Genomic DNA, 17,772 nt, shown 5'->3' with positions numbered 1-17,772 from the left:
TTACCCCAAAACCGGTTCCCACTTTTGGGAGACATGCTCTAAGAGCTTTATTCGATGTTTTTCAATGCATCAGCCAGCGAAGCCTTGGCAGAACCGGGCTTGAGTGGCTTTTGCTGCGATTCGTGCGGTGCCCAGCCCGATAACCAGATTGTCGAGAAAGTGGCACGGATACGTCCGTCCGGATCGCTGAAGCGTTCGGCATAAATTTCGGCGGCACGCAGGAAAAGTCGCCGCGATACAGGCTTGCGCGAGCGGTCGCGCAAAACATTCTGCATGCCCATCGCACGCAGATCGGTCATCAGATTGAAAATTGAATCATAACGTACGGTGACGTTTTCTACATCCGTTACCGGAAGTGCAAAGCCTGCGCGCTGCAAAAGGCCGCCGACATCACGCACATCCGCAAACGGGAAGACGCGCGGAGAAGCCCCGCCGGTCAGTTCAATTTCGGCCTGTAAAAGACTTTCACGTAATTCGCCCAAGGTCCCATTGCCGCTGAATGCTGCAAGGAAAAGACCGTCGGGTTTAAGTGCACGCGCAATCTGCACCATTGTACCCGGCGTATCATTGGTCGCGTGCAAAGACATGAGTGAAACGATGAGATCAACGCTGCCGGGTTTGAGCGGCAAAATTTCTTCATCTGCAACAATTGCTGCAAAAGGGCCTTTCAAGAAAGCTTCATCGCGTTCGACGCGCAGGATCAGATCGGCTTTACCTGATCGGGCAATGGCTGCGGCGGCAGACCCATTGTGGCCAGCAAGGTCGACAGCAACAGGAAAGTGACGCTTGACAGCATCCAGCCGGTCTTCCAGATCTTCGGCAGCGCGACGCAACAGAAAATCCGCACCTGGTTCAGCGCGTCTGAATGCGCGCCGACGGAAGGCCAGCAAAAGATCGCGATCAAATATCGCACTTTCGTGTGCGGGGGCGGATGAGGGAGCGGCCATTGCGATTCCGTCTTCTCTTTCGAGCATGCTGAGATAAAGTAGAAGCATTTCCAGCAAAAGTGTGAAGCGGTTTTGCGTGGGATAATGCGTGAAAGCAAATGATTAGATGCATTCGAACGGGGGCGAATGCAATGGCGGATGACGACAGATCGCATCAAAGCTTGTTGTACAGGATCAAAACGAACGCGTTCAGCGTCGTTCGTGGCGGCTTACGCTATTCTTCGGATATTTTGTTTCCGGCGAGTTGTATCGGTTGCCGTACGCAGGTTTCCGAACCGGGAACCCTATGCCCGCAATGCTGGTCGCAGTTGCGCTTTATCGAAAAGCCCTATTGTCCGGTGCTGGGCATTCCGTTCAATCATGATTTCGGCGAGAATTTCATGAGCGCTGAGGCCATTGCCGACCCGCCGCCATTTCGGCGATTGCGATCGGCAGTTCTGCATCGGGGGGCGGCACAGCGCATGGCGGTGGCACTCAAGTTTCATGACCGAACCGATCTTGCGCCGTGGATGGCGCGCTGGATGCAGCGGGCAGGGCGAGAATTGCTGGATGAATGTGATGTGATTCTGCCTGTACCTTTGCACAGGTGGCGCTTCTGGTCGCGACGTTTCAATCAATCGGCAGAATTGGCCCGAACATTGTCAGAGTTGAGCAACAAGCCTTTTGCCCCACAGGCGGTCAAGCGTATTCGCCGTACCGATCAGCAGATCGGGCTTGGTCTGAAAGAGCGCAAACGCAATGTTGATGGCGCGTTCCGGGTTCCGAAAGAACACGATATTCATGTGCGGGGGCGTCGCATTTTGCTGATCGACGATGTCTACACGACCGGATCGACCGTGAAAGCTACGACCCGCGCCTTGCTGCGCGGTGGGGCAAAGAGTGTTGACGTGTTGACATTTAGTCGCGTCCTGCCCGACACATAAATACAGTTTCGTGAATGCATGAGGGGCTTCCAGATCAGTGCGTTGCCACTTATATAGTTGGCAACGAATGGAGTTTTTCATGGTTGATGTTACCATTTATACCCGCCCAGGCTGCCCTTATTGCACGCGTGCAGTGGGGCTTCTCAATGAGAAGGGCGTTCAGTTCAACGAAATCAATGCGGGTGCCACGCCTGAACTGCGTGCAGAAATGCAGGAGCGTTCGGGCCGCAACACTTTCCCGCAGATTTTTGTGGGTTCGGTTCATGTCGGCGGTTGCGACGATCTTTTTGCGCTCGACAATGCTGGCAAGCTTGATGGTTTGCTTGCAACCGGCGCACTGAACTAAATTTAGGGGAGATACCAATGAGCACTTTTCGCGCCGCTGCTGTCCAGATGCGCTCAGGCACCGATATTGTTCGCAATGTCGAAGCTTTGGAAAAACTGGTTTCTGATGCTGTGGCAAAGGGTGCTCATTATGTGCAGACCCCTGAAATGACCGGCGCGCTGATGCGCGACCGTGTGGCCTTTTTTGCAAGCTTGCGCGATGAAAGCAATGACCTTGTGTTCAGGGCTGCATCGGCGCTTGCAAAGAAGCACGGCATTTTTCTGCATATCGGATCGACGGCCATTGATGTGGGCGACGGCAAGATCGCCAATCGCGGTGGCATCTTCGCGCCTTCAGGCAAAAAGATTGCCACTTATGATAAGGTTCATATGTTCGATGTTGATCTCGACAATGGCGAAAGCTGGCGCGAATCGGCAACCTATGAGCCGGGCAAAGAAACCGTTATTGCCGAACTGCCCTTTGCTAATGTCGGTATGGCTGTTTGCTACGATATTCGCTTCCCGCAGCTTTTCCGCGCGCAGGCGCTCGCCGGTGCCAATGTGATTACAGCACCGGCTGCTTTCACCAGGCAGACGGGTGAAGCCCACTGGCATATTTTGCAGCGTGCACGTGCGATTGAAAATGGTGCATTCCTGATTTCAGCAGCACAAGGTGGCCTCCATGAAGACGGTCGCGAGACCTACGGCCATTCGCTGATCGTCTCGCCTTGGGGCAAGGTTCTGGCGGAAGCAGCCCACGACGAACCGGCTGTCATTGTTGCAGATATTGACATTGCGGAAAGTGCAAGCGCACGCGCCAAAGTGCCTAATCTCAAGAATGCGCGTGAGTTCTCGGTTAAGGTTGCCTCCGCAAAAGAGAAAGAGGACGCATAATCCATGATCCGCTTTTCGCTTCATTGCGATCACGGCCATGAGTTTGAGGGCTGGTTCCGCGATAATGCTGATTTTGATCGGCAGGCGGAGCGCAAGCTTGTATCCTGTCCGTCCTGTGGATCGCTGCAAGTGCAGAAGTCGCTGATGGCGCCTGCTGTATCCACCAGCCGCTCGAAAGAGCAGGTGGCGATTGCCATGGGGGAAGCACAGAAGCAGGTGCTGGATGAGATGCGCGAGCTGAGCCGCAAGGTTCGCGAGAATGCGGATTATGTCGGCGATCAGTTTGCCGAAGAGGCCCGCAAGATCCACTTTGGTGAGACTGAAGCGCGCGGCATTTACGGCGAAGCTTCCCGGGAAGACGTTCATTCTCTCATCGAAGACGGTGTGGATGTGATGCCGCTGCCTGTCTTCCCGGAAGACAAGAACTGATTTTATAAAGATTATCGAATTGCGTGAGGGGGCACACGGCGCATGAAACTTCTGGATTCCGCGCCTTTCCTGTTGCTTGCCACTGGCACGTTGCTAGGCCTCATTTTACCGCTGGGAAAAATTGCTGCGGAAGCCGGTGTTCCGCCTGCAATGTGGACATTCCTGTTTTCAGCCAGTGCGGGGATTATTCTGCTTCTGGTTTTGCTTTTGAGCAAAAAGCGGGTTGGGATGTCTTACGGCAAGCTGCGTTATTACATCTGCACGGCGGCGATTTCTTACGCGCTGCCGAATCTGCTGATCCTGTCGGCTATTCCGCGCCTTGGTGCTGGTTTCACGGGAATCATGTACACGCTTTCGCCGGTCATGACGCTGGTGATCTCAATGGCATTTGGTCTGCGCCGTCCCAACGGGCTTGGTATTGCAGGGATTGTCGCCGGGTTCATCGGCGCAATCATGGTGGCAATGACACGTGGAGAAGTGGGCAAGCCTGCTGATCCATTGTGGATTGGACTCGCACTTCTCATTCCGGTGCTTCTGGCAATGGGGAATGTCTATCGCACACTCGACTGGCCTAAAAATGCTGACCCGACGGAACTTGCAGCGGGAAGTCATCTTGCGGCGGCTGTGATGCTTTTTGTGGGTATTTTCCTGTTTAGCGGCAACTTCCCAATTGAGACACTGGCTCTGGCACCGATGGCGGCAGTTGCACAAGCTATTGCCTCGGCAGGTATGTTTGCTCTGTTTTTTCGGCTGCAGGCGGTCGGTGGGCCAGTTTATCTCAGCCAGATCGGCTATGTTGCAGCAGCTCTCGGGTTGATTTCCGGCACGCTATTTTTGGGCGAAAACTATCCGCCGCTCACATGGATAGGTGCCGTCGTCATCGCCTTTGGTGTGGCGCTGACGACAAAAGCTCAGAAGCGGTAATTATTGACGACGTTCGGCGAGAACCATGTAGTTCACATCGGTATCGCGTGAGCGGCTCCAGCTGTCGGCCAGCGGATTATAAGTGACACCAAGCTTGTCGATAAGGGTGAGGCCAGCCTTGGAAAATGCAGCTTCCAGTTCTTCAGGGCGCACCAGCTTCTCATATTGATGCGTGCCGCGAGGCAGCCAGCGCAATACATATTCAGCGCCGATGATTGCAAGGCCATAGGCTTTGAGTGTGCGATTGATGGTGGCCACGAACATCAGGCCGCCCGGCTTCACCATTTCGCTGGTCGCAGACATGAACAGATCAACGTCAGAGACGTGTTCGACCACTTCCATGTTGAGAACGACATCGAACTTCTCGCCAGCCTCAGCCAGTGCTTCTGCGGTGGTTGCACGATAATCGACTTCGACACCGCTTTGGGCGGCGTGGATTTTTGCAACTTCGATATTGGTTTCGGATGCATCCGCACCAATCACCGTTGCGCCGAGACGCGACATCGGCTCGCACAGAAGTCCTCCGCCGCAGCCGATATCGAGAAAGCGCAAGCCTTCAAACGGGCGAGGGCTGTTGGGATCGCGATTGAACTTCTCGCAGACCTTTTCCTTGATATAGGTGAGCCGCGTCGGATTGAACTTGTGAAGCGGACGGAACTTGCCCTGCGGGTCCCACCATTGTGCGGCAATGCGCGAAAAATGCTCGATTTCGGAAGCATCGATGGTGGTACGGGCAGTCTCAGTCATATCATTCTCCAGCGGACGCAGCATACAGTCCTGCTCTCAAGGTAGCGTGTTAAAGTCAAGGATCAAATCAATTTCGCGGTTTGACTTGAAGCATTATTGTTTCACGGGAATCACACCCTTGCGGAAGCGCGACATTTTAGCTATGTGACCCCGGGTTTGTCTGTCGCAAGAAAATAAGGTTTCGGCAGGCGTTAGTGTAATTTTTCAAAAGACGGGACGTATCCTTAAATGGCGCGCATCGTGATGAAATTCGGCGGCACTTCTGTGGCCGATCTGGAACGCATCTCTAATGTGGCGCGCCACGTCAAACGTGAAGTCGATGCCGGCAATCAGGTTGCCGTCGTTGTCTCCGCCATGTCGGGCAAGACCAACGAACTGGTCAGCTGGGTGCAGAACATGCCCAAGGTTGCCGGTGGCACTTCACCCTTCTACGATGCGCGCGAATATGATGCGATCGTTGCTTCTGGCGAACAGGTAACGAGTGGCCTTCTGGCGATTGCGCTGCAGTCGATTGGTGTGGACGCCCGTTCGTGGCAGGGCTGGCAGATTCCGATCAAGACCGACAATGCGCATGGCGCCGCCCGTATTCAGGAAATCGACGGTTCGGAAATCATCCGTCGCATGGAAATGGGGCAGGTTGCCGTTGTTGCCGGTTTCCAGGGTATCGGCCCGGATAACCGCATTGCAACGCTGGGCCGTGGCGGCTCTGACACTTCAGCTGTGGCGATTGCCGCGGGTGTGAAGGCTGACCGTTGCGATATCTATACCGATGTCGATGGCGTCTATACGACCGACCCGCGCATCGAACCCAAGGCAAAGCGCCTTTCACGCATTACGTTTGAAGAAATGCTGGAAATGGCTTCGCTCGGTGCCAAGGTGCTTCAGGTACGCTCGGTCGAGCTTGCCATGGTACATAAAGTTCGCACCTTCGTGCGCTCAAGTTTTACGGACCCCAATGCACCGGGCATGGATGATCCGATCAACCCGCCCGGAACGCTCATTTGCGACGAGGATGAAATCGTGGAACAGCAGGTCGTCACTGGTATCGCTTATGCGAAGGATGAAGCTCAGATTTCGCTCCGACGCGTGGCCGACCGGCCAGGCATTTCGGCTGCGATTTTCGGACCTCTGGCCGAAGAGCACATCAATGTCGATATGATCGTACAGAACGTGTCGGAAGACGGTTCGAAAACCGACATGACGTTCACGATCCCGACCGGTGATATCGACAAGGCACTGCGCGTTCTCGATAAAGTGAAGGCGGAAATCGGCTCCGATCACATTCAGTCGGAAACCGGCCTTGCCAAGATTTCGGTGATCGGTATTGGCATGCGCAGCCATGCAGGTGTTGCAGCAACTGCCTTCAAGGCATTGGCTGAAAAAGGCATCAATATCCGTGCTATCACCACGTCGGAAATCAAGATTTCCATCCTGATTGATGGGCCTTACGCAGAACTCGCTGTGCGTACACTGCATGGCGTCTATGGGCTTGATAAATAATCAGCGCTTAGTCGGATCATTAGCCGGCTGAGAGGCTCGCAACCAAAGACCCGTTTTGAAACAATGCCGCTCACCACTTTTGGGGGCGGCATTGTCTTATTATACAAGTTGTCAGATTTTCTGACGAAGAGACTAGACGCGCGTGTCAAAAATGCTCACAAAGGATTTGGCGTAACGCTTCGCAGGCGGGTAATGGGAACTGGCTTTGCGTGAAGCTAAGCCTGTACCAGAATGAGGAGCCCCCGACGATCATGCGTGATCTGACAACCGGTCCCCGCGTGCTGTTGAAGCGGCTGCGCGAATTGATGGCGGAGCCGCTGGAGCCGCAGGAGCGTCTTGACCGGATTGTCCGTGAAATCGCGCAAAACATGGTTGCGGAAGTCTGCTCCTTTTACATTCTTCGCGCCGATGGTGTGCTTGAGCTCTACGCCACTGAAGGTCTTAATCCACAATCCGTTCACCTGGCGCAGTTGCGTTTGGGGCAGGGCCTTGTCGGCACCATTGCTGCGAGTGCACGCCCTTTGAACCTGACCGACGCGCAGAGCCACCCGGCTTTTGCCTATCTGCCGGAAACAGGCGAAGAAGCCTATAATTCATTCCTCGGTGTTCCGGTGCTTCGCGCTGGCCGCACTTTGGGCGTTCTTGTTGTCCAGAACCAGACCAAGCGCGCTTATCGTGAGGACGAGGTAGAAGCACTTGAAACGACAGCCATGGTTCTGGCCGAAATCATTGCGACGGGAGATGGTCTGCGTCTCGCGCGTCCAGGCATTGAACTGGATCTTGGCCGTCCGATGAGTGTGACTGGCAATGGGCTTAATGACGGCATCGGCCTTGGCCATGTCGTACTGCACGAGCCGCGTATCGTTGTAACCAATCTCTTCAATGAAGACAGTCAGGCTGAGCTGGTCCGACTGGAAGAAGCGTTGGGGTCTTTGCGCATTTCGATTGATGATATGCTTTCGCGCCGCGATGTGGCGATTGAAGGTGAGCATCGTGAAGTGCTGGAAGCCTACCGCATGTTTGCCCATGATCGCGGCTGGGTACGCCGTCTCGAAGAAGCAGTTCACAATGGTTTGACCGCCGAAGCAGCTGTCGAAAAGGTTCAGAGCGACACGCGTGCGCGCATGGTGCATCTGACCGATCCTTATATGCGTGAGCGCCTGTCCGACTTCGATGATCTGGCCAATCGTTTGCTGCGACAGCTCATGGGGCGCGATGTAAAGACCATGGCCGAATCTCTGGCCAAGGACGCGATCATTGTTGCGCGAACCATGGGTGCTGCCGAACTCCTTGATTATCCGCGTGAACGTTTGCGCGGCGTGGTTCTGGAAGATGGTGCAGCAACAAGTCATGTGGTGATTGTTGCACGCGCGATGGGGATTCCGGTCGTGGGACAGGCCAAAGGCGCTGTTTCCATGGCTGAAAACAACGATGCGGCGATTGTCGATGGCGATGAGGGCATCGTGCATCTGCGTCCGCAGTCGGATGTTGAAGCCGCCTATGCGGAAAAGGTTCGTTTCCGTGCCCGTCGTCAGGCGCTTTATCGTGAATCGCGCGACAAGCCTGCTCTGACAAAGGACGGCGTCGATATCTCGCTGCTGATGAATGCCGGTTTGCTGGTGGATCTGCCGCAACTTTCGGCATCGGGCGCTGCCGGTATTGGTTTGTTCCGTACCGAACTTCAGTTCATGGTGGCGTCGACTTTCCCGCGTGCTGAACAGCAGGAACGGCTTTATCGCTCGGTAATCGAGGCGGCAGGCAACAAGCCTGTCACCTTCCGGACGCTCGATATTGGCGGCGATAAGGTGCTCCCCTATTTCCGTGCCACAGCGCAGGAAGAAAATCCGGCTCTCGGCTGGCGCGCGATCCGTCTGACATTGGATCGTCCGGGCTTGCTGCGCACACAGTTGCGCGCGCTGCTGAAAGCTGCGGGTGGGCGTGAACTTAAAATCATGCTGCCGATGGTCACGGAAGTTAGTGAAGTGAAGGCCGCGCGCGAGATCATTGATCGCGAAGTCCGTCATCTTTCCCGCTTTGCTCATACACTGCCGCTCAATCTCAAACTCGGTGCGATGATCGAAGTGCCTGCACTTCTGTGGCAGCTTGATGAGTTGATGGCGATTGTCGACTTTGTCTCGGTTGGCTCCAACGATCTGTTCCAGTTTCTGATGGCGGTCGATCGCGGCAATTCGCTGATTTCCGGTCGTTTCGATCAGCTTTCGCCAGCCTTCCTGCGTACGCTTCGTCATATTGTCGATGCTGGAAATCGCCATGGAAAGCCGGTTACGTTATGCGGTGAAATGGCGGGCCGTCCGTTGACTGCGATGGCGCTGCTTGGCCTCGGCTTCCGCTCGATTTCCATGTCGGCGGCCAATATCGGACCAGTGAAGGCGATGCTTGGCGCGCTTGATGTAAGCAAACTCAATGCATTGTTGAACGAGAAGCTGGACAAGCCCAATGGCGCACATTCGATGCGTGAATTGCTGCTTCAGTTTGCCGAAGACAACGATATTCCGTTATAGCGTAGCAAATTGCATGGAATGTTTGGGTGCCGCGCATTGCGCGCGGCGCTCAATACTGCTTATTCGCGTAACAGCTATAGATACCAGGACATACCAATGATCGCATTGCCACAGGACCGGATGGACCAGCTTCTCAAGCGGTTCTCGATGATTGAAAGCCAGATGGCGAACAATCCGGATTCGGAAACCTATGTAAAGCTTGCGTCGGAATATTCCGAGCTTCAGGACGTCGTGGGCAAAATCCGTGAACTGACCGATGCGCGTAATGAAGCGCGGGACCTCGCTTCCATGCGCGATGACGCATCGACCGATGCTGAGATGCGGGCGCTGGCGGTGGAAGAACTGCCGGGCGTGCTTGAGCGGATTGAGGGGCTGGAGCAGGAAGTGCAGATTCTTCTTCTGCCGAAAGATGCCGCCGACGAGAAGAATGCAATCCTTGAAATCCGTGCCGGTACAGGTGGACTGGAAGCCGCGCTTTTCGCAGGCGATCTTTTCCGCATGTATGAGCGTTTTGCAGCCGAAAAAGGCTGGCGGGTCGAACTGGTGTCGGCCAGCGAGGGGGACGCAGGCGGCTATAAGGAAATCATTGCCACGGTTTCGGGCAAAGGTGTCTTCTCAAAGCTCAAATTCGAATCAGGTGTGCATCGCGTGCAGCGCGTGCCTGAAACCGAAGCGGGCGGGCGCATTCATACATCCGCTGCAACCGTTGCGGTGTTGCCGGAAGCCGAAGATATCGACATTGAAATCCGCAACGAGGATATCCGCATCGATACGATGCGCGCCTCCGGTGCCGGCGGACAGCACGTCAACACGACTGACTCGGCTGTGCGTATTACCCATATTCCAACGGGCATCATGGTGGTGCAGGCCGAAAAATCTCAGCACCAGAACCGTGCCCGTGCCATGCAGATCCTGCGCGCACGTCTTTACGATATGGAGCGGCAGAAGGCTGAGAGTGAACGGTCGGAATCACGTCGCAGCCAGGTCGGTTCGGGTGATCGTTCCGAGCGCATCCGTACCTATAATTTTCCACAGGGCCGCGTTACTGATCACCGTATCAATCTGACCCTCTATAAGCTTGATCGTGTGATGATGGGTGAGCTCGACGAACTGGTCGATGCATTGATCTCCGATCACCAGACATCACTTCTGATGGAACTGGGTGAAAACGCGTGAGCGGCGAGCGTCTTGATAGCTTGATGGCATCAAGCCGTGCACGGCTGCGTGCGGCAGAACTCGATACACCCGATCTCGACGCAGAGCTTCTGGTCGAGTGGATCACCGGCGCAACGCGACTTGATCTGATTTCCTCGCCGGAGAAGCTCATTGATGAAGTGCAGGTCGTGCAATTGAATGACGCACTGGAGCGTCGGATAGCTGGCGAGCCTGTACATCGCATTATCGGCATGCGCGAGTTTTATGGTTTGCCTTTCCGCCTTTCACCGGAAACGCTTGAACCTCGCCCTGATACTGAAGCGCTGGTTGAGCTGGTTTCACCCTATCTCGAAAAACTGATCGTACAGCATGGCCGGGCAACGACGCTCGACATGGGCACCGGGACCGGCGCCATCGTGATTTCACTGCTGCATCAGTTTGAAAAACTTCACGGCGTCGGACTGGACGTTGCTGAAGGCGCACTGGCCATGGCGCGGATCAATGCGGCGATGAATGGCGTGAGCGACAGATTTGCGGCGCTCAAAAGCGACTGGTTTGCCAATGTGCGTGGGCGGTTTCATCTTATTGTTTCAAATCCCCCCTATATTCCGCATGAAGAAATCGCGGATCTGTCGCGAGAAGTGCGTGAGCACGATCCGATGGCGGCCCTTGATGGAGGCGCGGATGGACTGGATTTTTATCGTGCCCTTGCAAAACATGCGGCCGGGTACTTATATAAGGATGGAATAGTTGCCGTCGAAATTGGCGCAGGCCAGTTTGACGATGTGAGCGTGATTTTTGAAAGCGCCGACTTCCATTTGATCAATAATGCAAGCGATCTCGGTGGCCATAGAAGGGCCATGGTTTTCACGCAGAAAGATGCAATGGGCTTTTAAACGAACGAGTGTCGGAGTTGTGTGTGGTCTGATTGAAACAGATCGACGCATCCAACGATGTTTTCAGCGCGTATCATGTCCAAAAACCATTTCACAGTTTTCGGGATGCGCTGTAAAAAACGCTCGATGATGCTAAAAAAGCGCTTGGAATTTGACGCGAAGCCGTTTAGTTTCCAGCCACCGTATACAGCCAGAATGGTTTTGCCCGCTTGAGGGCGGTGGCGGAAATGCTCCATGACGACTTTGGGTCATGCTCCCATGTGGGTTTTCTCATGGGATGGTTTGTACGGAAGTGCACGACTTTCAAAAATAGTTCCGAGAAGTTCGTCTTTTCGGATCGGGTCTAGCAAAATGCCAACCCGAAAGGTTCGTGTTGTCTTTGATGGACAGTGCGGAACTCAGAACCATTCGATGTGTGGGAAGTTTTAGGGTGTGCTTCCTCCATGGCTCGATAATGCGAAGCCGGTGGCTTTACGCTACGGGAATTTTACGCCCTTTAATCTGAAAAGAGATGACTATGAGGCCAGCACAGCAGAACAGGCGCATGCGCGGACGGGGGAATAACAATAATAATAACAACAATAACCGCAAGGGCCCCAATCCTCTGTCGCGTAATTATGAAAGCAATGGTCCGGACGTAAAAATCCGCGGCAATGCTCAACATATTGCAGAAAAATATACGACACTGGCTCGTGACGCGCAGGCGTCCGGCGATCGTGTCATCGCTGAAAATTATCTTCAGCACGCAGAACATTACAATCGCATCATCATGGCTGCCATGGCGCAGCAGAACATTCCATATCAGCGCGAAGAAAACTTCGACAATGATGGTGGTGATGAAGATGAAAATGAAAACGGCTTTGTTCAAGCCGCTTCCGCACCGCAGCCAGTAAACGGTTCGGGCCCGCAGCCTGTTATCGAAGGCACACCTGCTGAAGTCGTCTATGGCGACCAAGGCAGTGAGAACCGTTCGGAAAACCGCTCGCAACCCCGTGACGGACGCGATCAGCGTCGTCTTGGTCGCGGTCGTCGCCCGCAACGCGAACGTTTCAATTCAGAAGATACTTCGGAACAGCCTTCCGTAGAGACGCCGGTTGCTGCAGCTGACGAACAGCCAGCTCCAGTATCAGCACCGGTCGTTGAAAAGCCCGCACGCGCTGAAAAGCCTGCCAAGGTTGTCGTAGAGGAAGCCGCTCCTGTCGTTGAAAAGGCTGCTCCTGCGGCTGAAGCACCAGTTGCAGCTTCGGCTGAAGAAGAAGCTCCTGTCCGCCGCACTACGCGACGTCCGGGTCGTCCGCGTCGTGTTGCCAAGGATGAAGGCGCTGGCGATACACCGGTTGCTGAAACGGCGGATTCCGACGCTTAGTTTTTAAACCGACAACTGATTGATATTCAAAGATGGCGTGGTTTTCCGCGCCATTTTTATTTGCGCCTTTATAGCGATTACGGTCTTGCCGAAACCTGTCCATCTTCCCATATGATTTGACGGATAAGGAGCTTGCCGAATTCGGGAGCTCCGTCACCAAATATCTTTCGATGCCAGAATGGGTCGGAAGGAAAAGGAGACATCATGAATATTGAAAAATACACGGAACGGGTTCGGGGTTTTATTCAGTCGGCTCAGACCTTTGCTCTTTCATCGGGCAATCAGCAGTTCACGCCTGAACATCTTTTGAAAGTGCTCGTCGATGACGAAGAAGGCCTGGCTGCATCTCTGATTGAACGCGCGGGCGGTCGCATTGCTGATGTGCGTCTTGGATTGCAGAATGCGCTCGAGAAGCTGCCGAAAGTAAGCGGTGGCAATGACCAGCTTTATCTTGCGCAGCCATTGGCGAAGGTTTTCACCTTGGCTGAAGAGCTTGCGAACAAGGCAGGTGACAGCTTTGTCACAGTTGAACGACTTCTCACTGCACTTGCTATAGAGAAATCCGCCAAAACATCTGAAATTCTGGCCGCTGCTGGTGTAACGCCAACGGCGCTCAACAAGGTCATCAACGATATGCGTAAGGGTCGTACTGCCGATTCGGCTTCCGCTGAAAGCAACTACGATGCGCTCAAGAAATATGCGCGCGATCTCACGGAAGATGCACGTGCGGGTAAGCTCGATCCGGTTATCGGTCGCGATGAAGAAATTCGACGCACGATTCAGGTTCTGTCACGTCGCACCAAGAACAATCCGGTTCTGATTGGTGAGCCAGGCGTTGGTAAAACTGCGATCGCAGAAGGTCTGGCGCTTCGTATCGTCAATGGTGACGTGCCCGAATCGCTTAAAGACAAGCAGTTGATGGCGCTCGACATGGGGTCGCTTATCGCTGGTGCAAAATATCGTGGCGAGTTTGAAGAACGTCTGAAGGCTGTGCTTTCAGAAGTGCAGACGGCTGCTGGCCAGATCATTTTGTTCATTGATGAAATGCACACGCTTGTCGGTGCTGGTAAATCAGATGGTGCGATGGATGCATCGAACCTTCTCAAGCCTGCACTTGCTCGTGGCGAACTGCACTGCGTTGGCGCAACCACGCTTGAGGAATATCGCAAATATGTTGAGAAGGACGCAGCGCTTGCCCGTCGCTTCCAGCCGGTATTTGTCGATGAACCGACGGTAGAAGATACCATTTCGATTCTGCGCGGACTGAAGGAAAAATACGAGCAGCATCACAAGGTTCGCGTTTCTGACTCGGCGCTTGTGGCCGCCGCTACGCTTTCCAACCGCTATATCACAGATCGCTTCCTGCCGGATAAGGCTATCGATCTGGTCGATGAAGCCGCGTCGCGTTTGCGCATGCAGGTGGATTCCAAGCCTGAAGAGCTCGATGAGATTGATCGCCGCGCAATGCAGCTCAAAATCGAGCGTGAAGCGCTGAAGGTTGAAACCGATGCAGCCTCCATAGATCGCTTGCAGCGTCTTGAAAAAGAGCTGTCCGATCTGGAAGAAGAGTCGGCTGAACTGACAGCGAAATGGCAGGCTGAAAAGCAGAAGCTCGGCCTTGCGGCAGATTTGAAGCGTCAGCTCGAAGAAGCCCGCAATGCTTTGGCCATCGCACAGCGCAGCGGTGAGTTCCAGAAGGCAGGTGAACTTGCCTATGGTACGATCCCGCAGCTCGAAAAGCAGCTTGTCGACGCTGAAAGCAACGAGAATAAAGGCTCGCTGCTTGAGGAAACCGTGACGCCTGAACATGTCGGGCAGATCGTTGCCCGCTGGACTGGCATTCCGGTTGAACGGATGCTGGAAGGTGAGCGCGAAAAGCTTCTGCGTATGGAAGACGAAATCGGCAAGCGGGTTATCGGTCAGGGCGAGGCCGTTCAGGCGGTTTCGCGAGCTGTCCGCCGTGCACGTGCTGGTCTTCAGGATCCGAACCGGCCAATCGGCTCGTTCATTTTCCTCGGACCAACCGGTGTGGGTAAGACCGAACTGACCAAGGCATTGGCCTCGTTCCTTTTCCAGGACGACACGGCAATGGTGCGTATCGATATGTCGGAATTCATGGAGAAGCATTCCGTGAGCCGTCTGATTGGTGCACCTCCCGGTTATGTCGGCTATGAAGAGGGTGGCGTTCTGACGGAAGCTGTGCGTCGCAGACCATATCAGGTGATCCTGTTCGATGAGATCGAAAAGGCGCATCCGGATGTGTTCAACGTGCTGCTGCAGGTTCTTGATGACGGTCGTCTGACCGACGGTCAGGGCCGTACGGTCGATTTCCGCAACACGGTCATCATCATGACCTCGAACCTCGGCGCTGAATATCTTGTCAATCTTGGCGAGAAGGATGATGTCGAAAGCGTTCGCGATGAGGTGATGGGTGTCGTGCGGGCTGCGTTCCGTCCGGAATTCCTGAACCGCGTTGATGAGATCATCCTGTTCCACAGGCTGCGTCGTGATGACATGGGTTCGATCGTCGACATCCAGATGAAGCGTCTGCAGGCTCTCCTGCATGATCGCAAGATCACGCTGGAACTTGAAGACGATGCCCGTGAATGGCTGGCAAACAAGGGCTATGATCCGGCTTATGGTGCGCGTCCGTTGAAGCGCGTCATCCAGAAGGAGGTTCAGGACCCGCTGGCCGAGCGTATTCTGCTTGGTGACATTCTTGATGGTTCCATCGTCAAGATATTGCCCGGCTCAGATCGCCTCAACTTCCGCCCGATTCGCGTGGCGGTTGAAGATGAGCCTGTGAAGGAAAACGCAGACGCGTAAAGCCTGATGTGTGATGTTCAAAAGCGCCGCAGTCATCCGATTGCGGCGCTTTTCCTTTTTTCTGCAAGCGTGAACGGTATTTATGGCCATCTTCATGTCCAGTTCATCTGGCATTTGCTGTTATTGAATAAACAATTGTTAACCATATAACTGCATCCATACGGCATAAGATCATTCAGGGTTTCCTCCATGTCGCATCTCTTACGCATGCTTCGCTTCGGATTGTTCGGTTCTGCAATCATTCTTGCAGCAGGGGCGGCAGCTCATGCGGAAGAGCGCGATGCGACGACCAATGTTTCGCAGCCCGTGCAGATGGCCCAGCTTTTCGACTGGGGTAATGAGCGTAGCCGCGATCAAGGCCGCGATAGGGGCGTGCGGGTTTACACTGATGAATATGGTCGTCAGGTAACGCTCGACCGACGCGGACGTGTCATCAATATTGAAGATCCGCGCGAATCCGATCGTTATGCGCGCGGTGGTCAGCAGGGCGGAAACTGGTCCGACGGCCCGGTCGGTGGTGGTGCGCCCTATGACGGCTTTGGCAATGTGCCGGAAGATCCGAACTATTATCCGGATGCCCCTTCAGCACCTGCTTACGATTATAATCGCGACGGACAGGTTCAGCGTTCCGAGTTGCCGCCCGCTGGCACTGAATATCCTGACACTGAATCGCCGACCGCCAGCATCAATCGTGACCCGGGATATGAGCAGCCGCCCGTGCAACCGCATGCTGTACCGAATCCCGATGACATGACTCCAGCTATAGAAATGCCGAAAGGGCAGGGAGCGAAGGAAAAGATCGCTGCCTATCAGATTCTGTTGGATCGGGCAGGCGCATCGCCGGGTGTCATTGATGGTCGTTCGGGCAGCAATGTCGATAAGGCCGCTGCAGCTTTTGGCGAGATGACTGGCAAGATTCTCGATCCAAAGGATGACGCTGCGATCAATGCTGAGCTGGAAGCGACCGGCGGCGCAGCCTTCACCGAATATACGATCACCAATGAAGATGTCGGCCGTCAATATGTAGCGTCCATTCCGGATGATTATGCGCATAAGGCTCAGCTTCCAGCCATGGCCTATACGTCTGTCACGGAAATGCTCGGTGAAAAGTTTCATATAGACGAGGCTTATCTCAAAGAGATCAATCCAGGCGTCAACTTCAACCAGCCGGGTTCTATCGTCAAAGTCCCTAATCTGGGAAAGCCAGTGCGTACAAAGGTTGCGCGAATCATCGCCGACAAAGGGCGTAAGCAAGTGCGCGGCTATGACGAAACCGGCAAACTCGTCGTGGCCTATCCTTCGACGATCGGTTCGTCGGACACACCATCCCCGTCGGGCATCGTGCAGGTGCAGCGTATCGCCATCAATCCAAACTACACCTACAATCCGAAGATCAACTTCAAACAGGGCAGCAATGACAAGGTTCTGACCATTCCTCCGGGACCGAACGGGCCTGTCGGCACTGTCTGGATCGCGCTTTCCAAGCCGACTTACGGTATTCACGGAACGCCTGAGCCTTCACGGATTGGCAAAACATCCAGCCATGGCTGCGTACGGTTGACCAATTGGGATGCTGAAGAGCTGGCCAAGCTTGTAAAAGCGGGCGTGACGGTCGAGTTCACGGAGTGAACTTGGCGACAGCATGAATAAAAAGCGCGGTGCATTTTAGAGCGCATCCCGAAAAGTGTGAAACGGTTTTCGGAAAAGATGCGCGTTAAAACAAACAGTTAGAGCGTGTTTCGATTTGATTCAATCAGATCGAAACACGCTCTAAAAGATGCGCCGCGCTTTCGCGTTTTGTGTGTTCTTAGATAAGCCAATAGGCCGGGGCGACGAATTATTAGCTCTTTGTCGACCCGCTGGAGGCAAGCTTAGTGCCATTGCCTGCATCATCCGTATCCAGGAGCGTATCGATACGGTCACGTTCCTGCTTGAAAGCTTCCAGCTCTTTGCCTTTGAGCGCTTTATTATCTGGCAGGCGGATACGAAGCGGATCAACTTTGGTCCCGTTGACGATCAGTTCGTAGTGAAGATGTGGTCCGGTCGACAGTCCGGTTGATCCGACATAACCGATCACCTGGCCTTGACGTACACGCGACCCCGCAGTTACGCCGCGCGCAATTGCATTCTGGTGAGAGTAGCTGCTGACATAGCCATTGGCGTGACGAATCAAAGTCTGATTGCCGTAACCATTGGTCCATCCGGCCTTTTCCACCACACCAGTACCCGATGAGATGATTGGTGTGCCGCGGGGGGCTGCCCAATCGACGCCTGTATGCATTCGGCTGTAGCCAAGAATTGGATGTCGGCGCATACCGA

The 17,772-nt window shown here is 54.4% G+C and carries 15 protein-coding genes (1 of these 15 cut by a window edge); 12 read left to right on the top strand and 3 right to left on the bottom strand.

Features of this window, described 5'->3' with window-relative positions:
• Positions 1–47: 47 nt before the first annotated feature.
• Positions 48–947 (bottom strand): methyltransferase domain-containing protein, encoded by a 900-nt coding sequence (locus tag C9380_RS11295; protein WP_036568138.1) that lies wholly within the window; start codon positions 945–947, stop codon positions 48–50.
• A gap of 131 nt (positions 948–1,078) precedes the next feature.
• Here C9380_RS11295 and C9380_RS11290 point away from each other — a divergent pair, with 131 nt between their 5' ends.
• From C9380_RS11290 to C9380_RS11270, 5 genes are all read left to right on the top strand, one after another.
• Positions 1,079–1,870 (top strand): ComF family protein, encoded by a 792-nt coding sequence (locus C9380_RS11290; protein WP_128093552.1) that lies wholly within the window; start codon positions 1,079–1,081, stop codon positions 1,868–1,870.
• 79 nt (positions 1,871–1,949) lie between these two features.
• Positions 1,950–2,216, top strand: coding sequence for a glutaredoxin 3 (grxC, locus tag C9380_RS11285; RefSeq protein ID WP_024899670.1), 267 nt, complete (start codon positions 1,950–1,952; stop codon positions 2,214–2,216).
• A gap of 17 nt (positions 2,217–2,233) precedes the next feature.
• Positions 2,234–3,088 carry a carbon-nitrogen hydrolase family protein gene (locus C9380_RS11280; protein WP_024899671.1) on the top strand — a complete coding sequence of 285 codons (855 nt, stop codon included), beginning with the start codon at positions 2,234–2,236 and terminating at the stop codon, positions 3,086–3,088.
• A gap of 3 nt (positions 3,089–3,091) precedes the next feature.
• Complete coding sequence (locus tag C9380_RS11275) at positions 3,092–3,517, top strand: DUF1178 family protein (RefSeq protein ID WP_024899672.1); 426 nt, start codon at positions 3,092–3,094, stop codon at positions 3,515–3,517.
• A 42-nt stretch (positions 3,518–3,559) separates the two neighbouring features.
• Positions 3,560–4,441 (top strand): DMT family transporter, encoded by an 882-nt coding sequence (locus C9380_RS11270; protein WP_128093551.1) that lies wholly within the window; start codon positions 3,560–3,562, stop codon positions 4,439–4,441.
• Here the strand turns inward: C9380_RS11270 and ubiG are convergent, their stop codons facing one another.
• Complete coding sequence (ubiG, locus tag C9380_RS11265; RefSeq protein WP_105535462.1) at positions 4,442–5,188, bottom strand: bifunctional 2-polyprenyl-6-hydroxyphenol methylase/3-demethylubiquinol 3-O-methyltransferase UbiG; 747 nt, start codon at positions 5,186–5,188, stop codon at positions 4,442–4,444.
• 228 nt (positions 5,189–5,416) lie between these two features.
• Here ubiG and C9380_RS11260 point away from each other — a divergent pair, with 228 nt between their 5' ends.
• The 7 genes from C9380_RS11260 (at position 5,417) to C9380_RS11225 (ending at position 17,082) form a co-directional block, all read left to right on the top strand.
• The gene (locus tag C9380_RS11260; protein WP_024899675.1) at positions 5,417–6,688 is read left to right on the top strand and encodes an aspartate kinase; all 1,272 of its coding nucleotides are present in this window, start codon (positions 5,417–5,419) and stop codon (positions 6,686–6,688) included.
• A 251-nt stretch (positions 6,689–6,939) separates the two neighbouring features.
• Positions 6,940–9,210: a phosphoenolpyruvate--protein phosphotransferase gene (gene ptsP / locus C9380_RS11255; protein WP_100558529.1), complete on the top strand. Its 2,271-nt coding sequence runs from the start codon at positions 6,940–6,942 to the stop codon at positions 9,208–9,210.
• A gap of 96 nt (positions 9,211–9,306) precedes the next feature.
• Complete coding sequence (gene prfA, locus C9380_RS11250; RefSeq protein ID WP_128093550.1) at positions 9,307–10,386, top strand: peptide chain release factor 1; 1,080 nt, start codon at positions 9,307–9,309, stop codon at positions 10,384–10,386.
• A gap of 23 nt (positions 10,387–10,409) precedes the next feature.
• Positions 10,410–11,261 (top strand): peptide chain release factor N(5)-glutamine methyltransferase, encoded by an 852-nt coding sequence (gene prmC / locus C9380_RS11245; RefSeq protein ID WP_100560063.1) that lies wholly within the window; start codon positions 10,410–10,412, stop codon positions 11,259–11,261.
• A gap of 517 nt (positions 11,262–11,778) precedes the next feature.
• Positions 11,779–12,627: a DUF4167 domain-containing protein gene (locus C9380_RS11235; RefSeq protein ID WP_100558530.1), complete on the top strand. Its 849-nt coding sequence runs from the start codon at positions 11,779–11,781 to the stop codon at positions 12,625–12,627.
• 204 nt (positions 12,628–12,831) lie between these two features.
• Positions 12,832–15,453 carry an ATP-dependent chaperone ClpB gene (clpB, locus tag C9380_RS11230; protein WP_024899681.1) on the top strand — a complete coding sequence of 874 codons (2,622 nt, stop codon included), beginning with the start codon at positions 12,832–12,834 and terminating at the stop codon, positions 15,451–15,453.
• 189 nt (positions 15,454–15,642) lie between these two features.
• Entirely contained in the window at positions 15,643–17,082 is a 1,440-nt protein-coding gene (locus tag C9380_RS11225; RefSeq protein WP_105708346.1) for a L,D-transpeptidase, read from the top strand.
• A 211-nt stretch (positions 17,083–17,293) separates the two neighbouring features.
• Here the strand turns inward: C9380_RS11225 and C9380_RS11220 are convergent, their stop codons facing one another.
• Positions 17,294–17,772 carry the final stretch of a M23 family metallopeptidase gene (locus C9380_RS11220; protein WP_128093549.1) on the bottom strand. 1,483 nt of this gene lie beyond the right edge of the window, so 479 of the gene's 1,962 nt are visible here — the last part of the coding sequence; its start codon lies beyond the right edge, outside the window; the stop codon is at positions 17,294–17,296.

This window comes from Brucella pituitosa (assembly GCF_003049685.1).
In the GTDB taxonomy this organism is placed as follows: domain Bacteria; phylum Pseudomonadota; class Alphaproteobacteria; order Rhizobiales; family Rhizobiaceae; genus Brucella; species Brucella pituitosa.
This window is presented reverse-complemented; position numbering and strand designations above follow the sequence as displayed.